Genomic DNA, 14,998 nt, shown 5'->3' with positions numbered 1-14,998 from the left:
TTAAGAAACCTCTATAGGTGTTGCAGTAATACCTACAGATTCGTTACCGGCTGAATCCACCGTAGTAATTTTGATCTCAGGTTTAAATCCTGTGTTTAATCCCATTAATCTGTAATAAGTTGTTCCAGTAATTCCAGTAGCATAGATCTTACCATCTAAGTAGATATTGACATGCTTTAAATCCTTATCTGTAGGAAGTTCAAATTCTACATCAATAGTCTGTGATATTGGACTTAATACTTTAGTAATCTTCACTTCTCCTGGAGGAGTTTTATCATTCTTAATGTCGTGAGGAACTTCATTTGGATTAAAGTCCTCAGAATAAATCCCCAAACCTACAGGACGGAAAGGTGTAACAGGTAGCTTCGTTAGAGGAGATACCGCACCTATACTATGTGGTTTATACATTTCATAAACTTTTTCCGGACAGTTTTGTTTTGCAACACGTAAGTTCGTTGCACTCATTCCTTGTGAGTTAAAACCAATTGCTTTATCTAAATACCCCCTCACACCCTCTTCAGGATGAACTACATAAATTCGAGAGGAGTGTACTTTATCTGAGTATCGGGAAGTATTAAATTGATATTTATAATTGTTAGTTTTTTCAACAGGATTATATGCTCTCGGATATTTCTTACCAATTTCATCTACTCTATTTGGTGGTAGCTGGTTCGAAGGTGCGTTCCATGAGAGATAGTGAGCCTGATAACGTGCACCAAATCTTGAACGGGAAACCATTACAGAATCTACACCATTTGAAGAATGATGTGGATACAATTTAAGTAAAGGATAAATTGTTTCACCAACAGTTGCGCCAGGATCATCAAAATCAAATAAAGATACTACATCTTCATTCTTCACTCGTTTGCTAGCGTTGTTAGTCGATAGACGAGCAATTGTCGCACCTGTGTCCCAATAAGGTGCACGCATGAATGTTCCTAGTTGCGCACGTTCAACAGTTAAATAGTTACCTTTTTTCTCAATTAGTTTAACTACCTCTGTACCATTAATCGTTAACAACGCTGGTGCCTCAGGTAATTTCGTTGCATCATTGACATAAAGGATTGTATCTCCAGGCATAATTTTCCGCCAAGAAAATGTAGTTTCTTTTCTAGTTGAATCCACACGTTTTACAGGTGGAATAGTTCCTGAAAATAATGCATAGCCTTCATCTTTATCTCCATCTAAAGAATTTACTTTACCGAAATATAGCGGTATAGTCGGAACCAAATTCTTCTCCCAAACAGGGGCTGTATCAGCTTGAAGAACTAGGAAAAATGTTGTGCTATCAATATGACCTTTGACACGAACTTCTGAATCTGTCCACCAGTTCGTATGCCATAAAGGATCGTTTATATGCTCTAAAAATTCAGCGCGCAATGTAGTCTTAACAATTGGTGACTGCATTACACGAGGATCAGCTTTTTCAATTACCGCTTCTTGCATATCAGTATCCCAACGTGTTTCTAACACTTCAATATCTAGTGCTGAACGTATTACATGGAAAGGAGAAGCTGATAATAATTTTTCTTCATAAATTAAGTCTTCTGGATCGTAGTCTCTATCTTCTACATGGTAGTTTCCTTCAAAATACTCATACCACCACTTAGACCAGTCATCTCTATCCCTATCTCTGTCTTGCTCAAAGGATGTACCACCCATACCTGGCATAGTAACGATAGAAACAATACCATCTTCTTTAACAAGATTAGAGTTTGGTAACTTCTCTAACATATAGAAATACAAGTTTGTTCTTGTTGTATTATCTACATACTTTTGTTTAATCCATTCATCCCAAGTAGGCTTCATTTTAAAGTTAGGATCATTAGGATCGGTATCATCGTGAGGTCTACGAATAGGCTGTTTTTTTTCATACTTGTACTTAAGAGGGAATTGGCTAATTGTCGCAAAACCTAGCAATTTCCCATCTGCATTTCTAAAAATGGTATGTCTTGCAATTGCATAATTGACTTGATCCGTTCGGCGATTGTACGCCCTAGTATCTACCGCAGCTTTATAAAAGTTCCTCACTAACGTCCAACCGTTATCAATTAACATTTGTGCAAATACGTCCTGCAAGTTATCTTCTTCAAACTTAGAGGGATAATCCTGAGGAGTTGAATCAATATATGGCATCTCATCACCCACTTCATCATTTTATTTTAATAATAGGTTAATTAGTTTTATAAATAGCAATTCTTCTATGTCATGTATATTATAGGTAGGTACCTTTCTTTCATAACATGTAAGTTGCATTACTACATTACGTTCACAGATACTTCAATACCTGCAGATTCATTACCTTTCATGTCTACAGAAACTAGTTTAATTTTTACACCATTTCCTTTTGTCACATTTTTAATAGTATATGATTCTACTTCAGTGACACCTGTTGCATACTTCATACCATTTACGAAGATGGTAACCGTTGAGAGCTCCATATCATTCGGATTTGTCCAAGTAAGTAATACAGTTCCTTCTTGTGGATTTGTAGCTTTTAGGTTAGAAACATTAACTAGAGTCTTATTCGCTGCTGGTTTCTTAGAAGTATTTAGTGCTTCTTTGTACAACCCTAATCCCATTGGTCGAAATTGTGTGGATGGTCGCTTCGTTAGTGGTGAAATTGCACTAACTGGGACACACTGATATACATCAAAAACCTTTTCTGGACAACTCTCTTGACGAATTCTTAATTCACTAGATCCCATATTAATTGAATTAAATCCTACAGAGTTCTTTAAATATCCTCTTACTCCTTCTTCTGGATGAATCAGATAAATAAATGAAGTTTGTACTTTATCCGAATAACGTGAAGGATTGAATTGATAATTATTAATTCGTTCCCATGCTCGTGGGTATTGTTTATTACCTACTTCAGATACACGCTTAGGAGGCATATCTTGTGCAGGTGCATTCCAAGACAAGTAATAACTTTGATAACGAGAACCTAATTTAGTACGACTCACCATTACAGAGTCAACACCATTAGATGGATTAGAAGGATATTTTTTCAGGACAGGCATAATTTGACGCCCACCTTTAATCTTAATATCATCAAAGTTATAAGCAGCAACGCCATTTGTATCAGTACCTTTTGGAACAGTTCCTGCGAATAATGCGATAGCAGGATCACCTTCATCTATTGCTTCAATATCGCCAAAGTAAATCGGTACAATAGGTACGACATTATTTTCCCACATTGGTGTATTATCCGTTTGGATAATTAAGAAAAGACTATTACTGTCAATATGTCCTTTAATATTAATTTCCGAATCAACCCACCAATTTGTATGCATATAAGGGTAATCAATATTTTCAAGTAATGGTGAACGTAGAGATGACTCTACAATAGGCGACTGCATCACAACAGGATTCGCTTGTTTTACAAATTCTGAACCAGCACTTGTAGATTTAAAATCAATTTGTGTAACTTCAATATCTAAAGCCATTTGAAGTCGTTTTTCATCTGCACTAGATCCCGTTCCCCATGGGGTAAATAATTTATCTCCCTCTTTTACATCTGGTAATTTTTCCAACATATAAAAATAAAGAGATGTATTTACTTTTCTTTTTTCAAATTCTTTGGCCATATAGTTAATAAGGGCCTCTTTTTCAGTAGCTGTTGATTTAAAAGCATTGTAATATGGAATCCCTTTATCATGAGCAGTAAACTCCTTCCAATCTGCAACTACAGCAAAACCAAACAAATCACCTCGTGCATTACGTAGAATAATATGATTGGCAACTGTAAATTTTTCATCATGCCTCCCTTCTAAAGGATGATCTGTAACATAATAAGACCCTGTTACAGCTTTTTTAAACTCTACTACTTTGGTCCAGCCGTGTTTAATCAGTAAATCCATAAAACCGTGTTGTAAGTTACCTTCACAAACCTTATAAGGGGAAAGTGCAGGTGTGCTATCAATATACGGCATTTCTACACCTCTCTTTCTATTAATTAAGGACGAGATTTTACCCGCCCTTATTCTGCAACTTAGTTATCGTTATGAGTAGGTAATAAGTTGCAACTAATTACTTAAATTCATTATAAGTAGTCTTTTTATTCTGTTAACAACACTCATGTCTAATTAATAATTTTAGCTTTTAGCTTTACATCCGAAGGTACACTACTTCCACAATACAGGGTATAACTCCACCTGCTCCCTTTATCTTGGCCATCATTCATTACTACTCTTAATTCCCCATCATCAGGTTTATAATAAAAACCAAATGGGCTTCCTTCTTTATCCATTTTACGTGAAGTATCATAAATCAATTCATTATTAACAAATACTCGCATTCTATCTGGTGCAGAGAAGAAATCATATTCCACATAGCAGATGCCCTCTTCACTTACAGCATGAATATATTCCCCATATCCCATGCCACCCTGTGCCGTTTGTCCGCATTTTAGTACATTTTTACCTGGTTTCTCACCTTCGCCTTCTGGCTTTCCACCTTCACCTTCTGGTTTTCCGCCTTCGCCTTCTGATTTTCCACCTTCACCTTCTGGTTTTCCACCTTCGCCTTCTGGTTTTCCGCCTTCGCCTTCTGGTTTTCCGCCTTCGCCTTCTGGTTTTCCACCTCCGCCTTCTGGTTTTTCAGGGGGAATATTTTTTGAGATAAATTCAATATTCACTATTTTTTCGCAAACTCCAAAACCATAATCAACGATAAATTTAATTGAATATACTCCTGGTGAACTACTAGTAAAAGTGTAATTTCCTGTCTGCATGACTTTAGGAGGGGTTTGAACAAGTACACCTATATTAGAAGCTGAACTATTTTGTCCATGATCTAAATGAAGAACAATTGAATCTCCTACATGTGATTTTAAAGAAGGACCAGTAATGTTTAATTCACAAATAAATTCGCCAATAATAGTCCCCTCAGTTATACATTCTTGTCCATCGTTATACGTTACAATAAATGTAATTTTATATACGCCCTTATTAATAACTTTAAACGTTCCATTCCCAAGACTCTTTAAACCATTCTTATCATATTTCGTATCAATGCGTAGAATACCAGATTTATTTGTGTGTACAAGCGAGAATGTAACAACCTCTCCTACTACCTTATTAAATCGTGATGTAATTAAATTTAAACCACAGCTACTAATTGGGATGTCATTAATAATCTGTATTTTTGAAGGCCTTGAAATTGGTTCTAATACAGGAGTCTCTATTCTTTTAAAACAACCCGCATCTTTTAACATACCTATACCTGCCATTCTAAAATGGGTAGAAGGCCTTTTAGTAAAAGCTGAGTCCCCCTCTACAATCGTCACGTAATATTCATCATTATATTCTGATTTTTTGTTATCCTTGCCCGCATCATCAGAATCATGACCATCTTTTTCTGGAGGAATACTAGGAACCAAATTATCCCATTGAAAAGGAACCCTTAAATGCATTTCTTTTCCTAACCCTGTAATTACTTTTATCCAGACTTCATAAATGCCTTCTTTAGACATATTCATAAAGTCGTACATAGGTGTACCATCACCTAGGTCTTTTTGCGTAAAAGCAATTCCTTTAACTCTCCTTAATTCATGGTTAACTTCATCATCCTCTAAAGCTATTACTGCCCCAGCCTCTCCAATTTTATAGGGTTCCTCTATTAAAAGCTGATCTTTTTCTCTTAAAAATCTGATATATGCTGTTACTTCAACGATATCAGTATCTTTTAGGAAATAAACATCAAGATAAGATACACCATGCTTGTTAATATCTATAGTAAGTGGCCCATGAGAATGATATGTAATTACGTCATCTACGTCTTTAAAAATGTACCTCGATGGTAAATGCCTCCATCTAATTGAATGTATAATTGGTAGTGAATCAGTTCCTTTAAACCCTTTATTTTGCGGTACTGATAAATTAGGAACGGGAGTTAATGTCATATCAAAATCACCTCTACGCTTTTATAATTTCCACGGTAAAGCCTTGTAATTCTAAGTCTCTTTTAAAATATTCCATAAGATATAATTTATTAGATTTATTGATTGTTGGAGGGTTTTTTCCGCTCTTTGTAATTAATTTATGTGGAATCCCCTTAATCTCTCCTCTAAACCTTATTCCAGTTTGAACATTCAAAATATTATCCAAAGATTTTACAAGAGATTCATTATTACCGCTTACTCTGACTTTATGTTGAATATCACCTTCATTATCAATAAAGGCAAAATCTTCTCCTCTTTTTATCTTAAGAATCATTATATTTTACCTCCTACAGTTTTGGATCAATACCCATTTCTTTTAATTTATTAACTATAAAATCGTGTTTATCTTTAAAATTTCTAGCTAAAAATTGTCTATTAATGATATACATCATAAAGGCCTCAGCAAAATCTTCGGCCGGGCTAAAACATCCATAATCTGATACCGGAGCAAGTTTTCCATTATCTAACGCTGTACCCGGTGAGCTTTTCGTTAGTTCATTAAATGAACCATCAATATTCTCAATCCACCCACTAATATTTAACCATTCTTGCATTTCATGTAGTTTTTCACCTAATATGTCATATCCATAATTAGATAATGCATGACCCATCTCATGTACAGCTACTTCTGCGGCAACATAAGGTATATAATTATCATCAGTCATATCCGGTAAATAATATGCTTTATATTCTCCATCAACAACATGACTGCCAAAACCCAGGTTAGGTTTTATATAGTCATATGGGCGATGTGCCTTGGCAGCTGAAATATTATAAAGCAGCACCTGAGGTTCAAAGTTAACTAAAGAACGAAAAGAAGATAAAATATTTTCCTTTTTCCCATTACTATGCATGGCTGTAGCAAAACTATCCATTACCCAAGCTCCAACAAGACCCGTATCATCTTCGTTTTCAATAAATACATTATTAAAGTCAATCCAATCATATATAACACTTGGTACTTTCTTAATGAAAGGAAGCATTTTATCTAAAATATCGCCCTTTAAAAACCCCTCTGAACCTGGGAAAAATAAGACAGGTTTATTGAGTTTAGCCGACATAAATACTGAGGCTTTTTGCAATTCATTTAAACAAGGTAAATTTGCCTTTCCCCACTCGTTAAAATCTAGCCATTTATCTTGTAAACTATAACCTTCATCTTTAATATCTTTTAAAGTTTTCCATAAAAATTTATGAAAATCTTCAATTTTTATTTTAGAGTTATCCAAATGATATTGACTTTGAGGCTCCTGTAAATAATCTAACCAATCATTTCGCCCCTCCCAGAACGATTTGCTTAATTCCTTTCCAATACCATCTGTGCTGTTAACCAAATAATCTTGCGTAATAACAGAGGGATTCCAATAAGTATCATCTACTGCTTGTGCCTTTACTGATCCATCGCAATAATAAGAAAATTTATTACCTTTATCAGAATTGGAATTAGAATTATTGGTTGAATCTCCTAAATTCACATGAAGATTATTCAGTTTGCTTGTACTCTTAGCAATTCCCCACTCTAATTTAGTAGATTCTTTAGGTACCTCAGGTTGATATTGAAATTCATTACATTCTTCACACCAATAAGGGAACACTAATTTCTCACCTTCAGAAACATTAATAACGGGCAAAAGTACGATATTAGGAATATACCCTAATACACCATCTTCAGGATGCATGACTGTTGCGCGAGATGTATGAATCTTATTACTATACCTAGATGCATGAAAATCGTATTGATAGTAACCATATCTTAAATAATTCCATGCTCTTGGGTACTTACGAGCATATTCTTCCTCTTTCTCGGTTCCTTGTGCATTTTTGACCAGTCTTAATTCTTCACGAGTAGGTGGCATTAGATTAGGTGGCACGTTCCAACGTAAAAAATGTTCTTGATAACGTGCTCCATATTTTGTTTTTTTGATCATAACGGAATCTACTCCGTTTGACGGATGGTTTACATAATTTCTTGTGATAGGTTGTAAAATTTCAGTTTTAGTCTCTATACTATTGAAATCAAAAAATTCTCCTACTTGCCTACCTCCAAGCATAGCGATTGGTGTTTCATTTTTCGAAGATGTATTTTTAGATACTAGATTTCCAAAGAAAAAGGGAATTAAAGTCACCATATTATTTTCCCAGCTAGGAGCTGAATCTACTTTTAATGTAAAAAATGCACTTGTCTCATCAAATACACCTTTTAGCTGAATTAAAGAGTCCCCCCACCAATTCGTATTAGTTCGATAATTCAACTTCCCTATGGAGGCAACTAGATCACCTGTATCTCCTTTTAATTGCATGGTAATAATCGGTGATTGTTTCATACTTTCATAGTATTCATCCTCGCCGTAGTACTCTATATCCATGCTATCCCTAAATATATCCAAACCATGATTTTCACTCATGATAGTAACTGGAGCAAGTTCACCACTAGGTGATACATAATGCGTATATCCAGCATATGTGTCTAGTGTGTATGAATAAACAGTTGTATAGTCTACAGATTTTCTATAAAAATTAGAAATCCATTCTAAGAAACCTTCTTTTTCTCTAGGAATATCTTTAGTGTTAATTTTTACAGCCCCTGTTGACTGTGCGAATGCTAAATACTCATTATCCCACCTACGCATAATCATATGCCGAGTGATGCATAACATACCTTCTCGAGATTCAAAAGGGGGTAGATATCCCTTTTCTCCTTTTACAAATAACCCTTTTTCAAAAGTAATTTTATATAGATCTACTTTTGGAACTTGATTGTTAAAATTCTGCCACCAGTAATTACCTGATTTATCTTTAAATCTTCTAAATACTTTATCAAACATATCATCTAAAAAATTATCGTGTCTTAATGTTTCCTCTACCCAAGGCATTTATATCCACCTCTCTTATTTGTTGGGATTATCCCTTAAACATTGAAAGTTTATCCAAACATATTTCGATTGCCCACCTTTATTATCAAAGCGGAATGTAATTGGGGTACCTGCTTTTACTGTTTTCACAGCCATTAAATAAGCACCTTCTGGTAAATCCTTCGTATAAATTTCATCAAATACGTAGTTATTTTTATGATCATCTCCAATAAACAAACTCCAATTATCAAAGGAATGATATCTAGATGCTCCTACAGCTACGGATACCAGCTCAATATCAAAATCAGGAATAAATTGAATATCAAAGTGCCCTAAAGTACCTAGTACCTCTAAAATTTTCCCCTTTATATAAGGAACTGTTTTGGTAGGCATAAATGGATAATCTAAACGTCCACCACCCAATCTACCTACTCTATCTATTTCCCCTCCAACTACTACATTTGCTCCAAAACTCATGTAGGACCTCCTCTCTAAATTTCATCTGTTATCTTTGGTCCGAGTTCCACATTAACATCTACAGGAGACGATGGATTATATCCATCAGACCAACCATCTGGAGAGATTTCAATTTCTTCATTAGATGCATATCCTATTTCTGCATAGTCTACATAATCCTCTACTATCACTTCTTCATAATTACTATATTTACCGTTATAAAAATCAGATGGATTTTCATATTTAGACGGCATAGAATCTTCTTCGATTTCGTTCTCACTCCAGCCCCATTCCGAGTCAAAATACATGAGTTTAACCTTTTTAAAATTACCGTAATCATTTTCCCTTATAATCTTTGCAACAACTTCTTGGGATTTACCAAACCACTCTGTTTTTATAGAAACTTCTGTAATCATAATATTGTTGATGTACTCATAATCTTGAATTTCATCAGATACAGATGGATTGAGCCCACGGACTAAAGAAATTTTATCTAATGCACCATTTCGATAAATAATTCGGATCTCTTTAATTACATGATTAGCTATTGAATTTTCTGTTTCCCTTATGACTTCAAATGACTCTACTTGCCATTGAGAAGAATTCAATGTTGTTACACCATTGTCGTTATCATTATTGAATAGCGGACTAGTAAAATGGTGTCTTGTTCCCTTTCCTTGATTAACTTTTCTATTGATCATATCAAGTATTGGATATACATCATTTACGTTCATATGGCTCTTTTGCGCCATTTTCCCACCTCGCTTTCCATAGCATTATAAGAAAAAACAAGGAGATTCCTAACGTTCTGTAGGAATCTCCTTGTTTTTTTAGCTATAATAATTCTCTTTGTCATGCCAAGTAAATTCTAGGAAATTTAACATACCTTCCTTATTTCCAACAAGTCGGTTCCCTTTTATGACATAATACCCTGCATTAGAAGTATTACTATCATAAACATAACAACCATCTAATAACTCTATCATTGGATTTCCTTTAACAACGGCATTAAAAGTACGGGCTTGTCTTTTCATATCAAAAAATAATTTGTTCGAGATATCCTCTTTGGTTCCTCTTGCATTTGAACCAAATCGCTCATCAATCCAATCAGCAACAATCTTAGCCGTTCTCATATTACCCTTTGTAGATATAAGAAGATCTTTATCTACAAAATGCTCAATTTGCCCACCATTACCAACAATAATAAGATGATTACGTATACGAGAATGGTCAATAGAAGTAGAAAGAGAATATAAATTCTCACCATCTATAAATGACCATTTTGCCTCACTTGCATTAATTTTACGGATATTTTCCAATCTAAATGTTCCATAACGATCACAGTAAGAGCGATACATAATATCTCCAATCACTTCATGAACCGCATCAGATGCTCTTGTACCTTCTAAAAAATCTATCGCCTGTACATAAGGATTTTTATAACCTTGTGCATCTTTTACAGTTGCTATATCTTTTTCGACATATTGTTGACTTTTAGTATCCCAGACGACTGCCTTTTTCCCACCTCTATCGATATCAATATAATACGTTTCTTCAATAATCGCATCAGCATATCTCAAATCATCTTCATGAATTCTCCATCCAATCATTCCTGCCTCATTTACGATATTATGAATAATAGATGATTTAACCCACATGGTTACTGGTTGTTTTTCATCACCATGTATCTCGTCTCTTCGAGGAAAAGTTAGAACCCTATCAAAAACATGTTCTTCTAACATATCGTACATATCTACACAATTAATAGTAATTGTTTTTTCATCAGAATTTTGCTCAATCTCTCCCCTTATACGTCCTGTAAAAACTCTTACTAGGTTTTCACCATAGCCTGCATAAATACGTACTGGGGTAGCTTCACTTAACACATGCCTGATTGCACCATTCTCATAATATGACATCTCTGCTTCTCTTAAATTATCAGGGAAGATATTAGCTCGTTCATATGTAGGAGAATAAATACCATGTTTATTGTCTAAAGTAATTCTTGCAGTTGCGACTCTGGCGTCAAAATGGCTATTTATCTCCCACTGTAATACATCTTGGTCTACTGTAAAGGTTTTATCGTATACAAATGCCCCTGTATCAACCCATACATCACGTTTACGAGCCTTAATTCTTTCATCAACATATTGTGCACCGTATTGAGTTTCAATTTCCACTACCTTAAAGCATTTTAGTCCAAATACAGCCTCACCACTTACATTATTTAAGGAGAAATCTAATATATGTGAATTGGTCCCTTGTATATCACTTGCAACCCATTTTGCATAAACTGGAGGTTCATATGTAGGTTGTGTTGTATTGTTCTCTTTTGTATATCGTTTTACAATCATTCCGTCATATGTAACCGTTACGGAATCTCCTTCTTTAAGATCTGCATAGAAAGCATATTCATAAAATCCATCTGAAGAAAAGTTATGTTTATATCCAAAATCTTCAACTGCTCCTTTGGCAATATTCTCATTAAAACCTAAATACTTTTCACCTGTTGACCAAGCTGTAAAATGGGTTATGTTCTCTTGTCCATGCCAATTCCCATCCAGATTTGCATCCTTATCAAAGCACTTATTAAACTTAATATTTTGGGTAATGGTCATTTGGGGCGGTGGTTGACTAACACCACTTCCATTTCCTGTACTATTATCATTTCCGCCCGTATTACCGCCTCCATTATTATCTTTACCGCTTGGTGCTACTCCTAATTTTTGAGCACCTGTTAAAACAGGATATGGATCAATATGATTATTTCCACCATAAATCCATTCACCTTTCCAAATTTCAAAGTGTAAATGGGCGCCATAAGATTGACCTGTATTTCCGACTTTCCCTAAACGTGTTCCTGGAGTAACTAAATCACCTTTTCGAACCTGTAAAGAATTATTTTGCATGTGGGCATAAACTGTCATATATCCATTATCATGTTGAATCATTACACAATTACCATAAGATGTACTTTTATAAGCCTTATGTACATGTCCAGCCCAAGCCGCTACTACCCACATACCATTAATTTTACCTTGGGATGTATGTATAATATCAGTACCCTTATGCCCTGAACGTGCACTCCCGCCCTTATGTTTCATATGGTGTGAAGATACTTTCGCACCATTTCCAAATGAAATTCCTTCAACAGGAAAAGTAGCACCAGATAACGCACTAGAGCTTGCATTATGAACTTCTTTCCTTTGTTCCTCAATTGTATAAATCTCAGCTTTCTCACAACCACAGTCTTCTTCCTTCTTGGAAACATTTAGATTTGTAGAATGCTTTGGAAACAGATTTTTATTAATAATAGAACCAGATTCTTTACAATGCCATTTTTTTTGACTAGATTCACCAATAATTCTATCAAAATAGCTTTTTACAAGTTTTTTCCAGTTAGGTCCATCTGCTGACCATTTCCACTTTTTATATCCTTTATCTCCACCTTCATGGAAATAATCAACATCACTAGCATCCATATATCCATTGGAAATTTTTGCGTATCTGCTCCTCATTGCTTCGGAAAAACGTTTTGCAGCATACTTCGCTTGGGTATCTATCCCTTTATATTGAGGATCGCATGAACCCGGGCAACCATATCCTACTATATAACTTCCTTTTTCAGGTTTCCCTTGTCCCAACGTTCCAAATCCTGTTTCATGCTTTGCTACAGCTAATAGAAAGAAATAAGCAACATTGGGACACTTATAATGTTTTACCCATTTATTTAAGGCACATTTAATATACTCAAATCTATCCCCTGATTCTCCACCTTTTGTAACAGAACTTGGCTCAGCACCTGCTACTGGTGTTGTTAAAGTTGCCTCTGCTGCCTGATGCACAATAGATGCTTCTCGAATTCTGTCCCAAACTTCAAACTTATTTTTCATTCCTGGTACATAGGCCATTTTGTCAAATTCAATAATAACCCTAGGTTCATGACCTAAAGCATTAACTTTTCTCATTACGTCATTTAACAACTGAGGCGCAGGAGTTCTATGATCAAATACGTTCGGCATACCTTATCCCCCCTATCTAAATCTTTCTAGTGCCCATTCTGTAAATCTATGTAAATATACAATTGCTTCAGCTCTAGTTACACATACCTCAGGTTGAAAGGAATCATCTGCGTAAAGTGGAAATACATAACAACCATCATTAAATTTTTCATCTAATATATTTAAGACTGATTCGGCATACCATTTTCCTACAATTTTATCTTTATCTTTAATGTATCTCTCCGTTTGCTTAATTGTATTATTCACATATCCTCTATCTGTATATCGATTATAAATATTCATTCTTAAACGTTGTAACAAAGTAAAAAACTCTCCTCTATAAATCGTTATATCAGGAAAGAATCTATCATTATAGAGTGCGCAACTTGACATAGGGACAACTTTTTCTCCCTGCCTATTTTTGATTTGAGCACCCTTTTGATAATTGTAATTCACATAAATAGGAAACTGATTTAAATTATAAGATACATAAAGATATCCATTAATTATAGTAAAACAGTCTCGTTTAAATCCTAACGTTCTTGTAAGTGCATCTTGTATGGATTCGTCTTCATTTACATCTACATGTATTCTCTTTAACTTCTTGTTCATGCAAACTGCTATTTCATTTAAAGAGTAAGTGATATCAAATACGTAATTATTTGCTTTTTCTAACTTTTTTGCCGGATATGCTAATGAGCATCCGCTCATCAAAGGATAAATCTGACAGTTTTCAGGTGTATGATCTCCTTCATGCATTTCCACTACACCAGATAAAAGAATACTAACTTCTCTTCCATTGGTTAACGGGTAACCAATATGTATAAAATTATCCTCAAGTTTAGATGGAAGTGTAGGCACCCCATCAATATAAACAAACACCATTTCCCTAGAATCAGGTTTATATCCACTTACTTCAAACTTGGTTTGTCCCTCTGTTGAAGTAAAATTATGAACCTGACGTGACTTGCCACCAATAAATTGGTTATAGGTTTTTCCACTAAATAAGGTTTCTTCTTTTTTTGCATCAATAAACATATTATCTGTTTCTAATACTGCGCGATAAAACCAATCCTTTGGACCCACATCTAACCATCGCTTTGGCATTTTTAATACCCCCTCAATATCTTTTCGATGTATTTAAAAGTCCTTGTCATATAGGATGCCGTTTGAGCCCTTGTAATCCAAACTTCAGGTTGAAAATATTGTACAGGTGTTCCATCACTAGCATAAGTAGTGACAAGGCCCCTTTTTTGCATTTCATCTATATACGTTTGCGCCCAATGATTTTCAATATCTATAAAAGGATATTGATGACGATATTCGAAATCTTGTTTTCGAATTAACATAAGGTTTACAGTAATGATATATTTCGTCTCAAATTCTGCTGTTTTAATATCTAAATCACCATTAACAATCCCTAAATAAATCGTGCCTTTTTCATCATAGTATTTGTGTTCTGTACCAATAAACTGCAGCCAATCTGCAAATTCCTCTTTGCTCGCAAATAAAAATTGAATGGTAGTAGAATAATGAGAAGTCCCTTTCCCTACCAATCCTGCAGAAGATTGAATATTTTCGTTTATATGGGATTTTAATACTGGTGTTGGTGGCTTATAATCGCCAGTCATACGCCCCCTTACTTGTACAAAACGAATCCCGTTATCATAAAATAATTTACGTTTAAATACATCATCATTAGATTTACTTGGTTTTTGTTGTGCCATTTAATCACCCCTTAGTAT

Annotated in this window: 10 protein-coding genes; all 10 read right to left on the bottom strand. The window is 34.8% G+C overall.

Features of this window, described 5'->3' with window-relative positions; translation table 11 throughout:
- Positions 1 to 2,136: a hypothetical protein gene (locus tag DN404_RS21890; protein ID WP_001146342.1), complete on the bottom strand. Its 2,136-nt coding sequence runs from the start codon at positions 2,134 to 2,136 to the stop codon at positions 1 to 3.
- A gap of 122 nt (positions 2,137 to 2,258) precedes the next feature.
- The gene (locus tag DN404_RS21885; RefSeq protein ID WP_149215457.1) at positions 2,259 to 3,935 is read right to left on the bottom strand and encodes a hypothetical protein; all 1,677 of its coding nucleotides are present in this window, start codon (positions 3,933 to 3,935) and stop codon (positions 2,259 to 2,261) included.
- A gap of 149 nt (positions 3,936 to 4,084) precedes the next feature.
- Positions 4,085 to 5,905 carry a hypothetical protein gene (locus DN404_RS21880; protein WP_149215456.1) on the bottom strand — a complete coding sequence of 607 codons (1,821 nt, stop codon included), beginning with the start codon at positions 5,903 to 5,905 and terminating at the stop codon, positions 4,085 to 4,087.
- Positions 5,906 to 5,918: 13 nt separating this feature from the next.
- On the bottom strand, positions 5,919 to 6,218 hold the full coding sequence (locus DN404_RS21875; protein WP_000601025.1) for a hypothetical protein: 300 nt from the start codon (positions 6,216 to 6,218) through the stop codon (positions 5,919 to 5,921).
- A 13-nt stretch (positions 6,219 to 6,231) separates the two neighbouring features.
- Complete coding sequence (locus DN404_RS21870) at positions 6,232 to 8,817, bottom strand: hypothetical protein (protein ID WP_149215455.1); 2,586 nt, start codon at positions 8,815 to 8,817, stop codon at positions 6,232 to 6,234.
- Positions 8,818 to 8,832: 15 nt separating this feature from the next.
- Positions 8,833 to 9,273 (bottom strand): hypothetical protein, encoded by a 441-nt coding sequence (locus DN404_RS21865; protein ID WP_000007798.1) that lies wholly within the window; start codon positions 9,271 to 9,273, stop codon positions 8,833 to 8,835.
- Between the two features lie 14 nt (positions 9,274 to 9,287).
- Positions 9,288 to 10,004, bottom strand: a complete 717-nt coding sequence (locus DN404_RS21860; protein ID WP_149215454.1) for a hypothetical protein — start codon at positions 10,002 to 10,004, stop codon at positions 9,288 to 9,290.
- Positions 10,005 to 10,082: 78 nt separating this feature from the next.
- Complete coding sequence (locus tag DN404_RS21855) at positions 10,083 to 13,274, bottom strand: M23 family metallopeptidase (RefSeq protein ID WP_098541452.1); 3,192 nt, start codon at positions 13,272 to 13,274, stop codon at positions 10,083 to 10,085.
- Positions 13,275 to 13,286: 12 nt separating this feature from the next.
- Positions 13,287 to 14,360, bottom strand: coding sequence for a hypothetical protein (locus DN404_RS21850; protein ID WP_098569945.1), 1,074 nt, complete (start codon positions 14,358 to 14,360; stop codon positions 13,287 to 13,289).
- A gap of 2 nt (positions 14,361 to 14,362) precedes the next feature.
- Positions 14,363 to 14,980 (bottom strand): S-layer homology domain-containing protein, encoded by a 618-nt coding sequence (locus DN404_RS21845; RefSeq protein WP_097997260.1) that lies wholly within the window; start codon positions 14,978 to 14,980, stop codon positions 14,363 to 14,365.
- Between the last annotated feature and the right edge of the window lie 18 nt (positions 14,981 to 14,998).

The organism is Bacillus sp. TE8-1, assembly GCF_008368855.1.
In the GTDB taxonomy this organism is placed as follows: Bacteria; Bacillota; Bacilli; order Bacillales; family Bacillaceae_G; genus Bacillus_A; species Bacillus_A cereus.
This window is presented reverse-complemented; position numbering and strand designations above follow the sequence as displayed.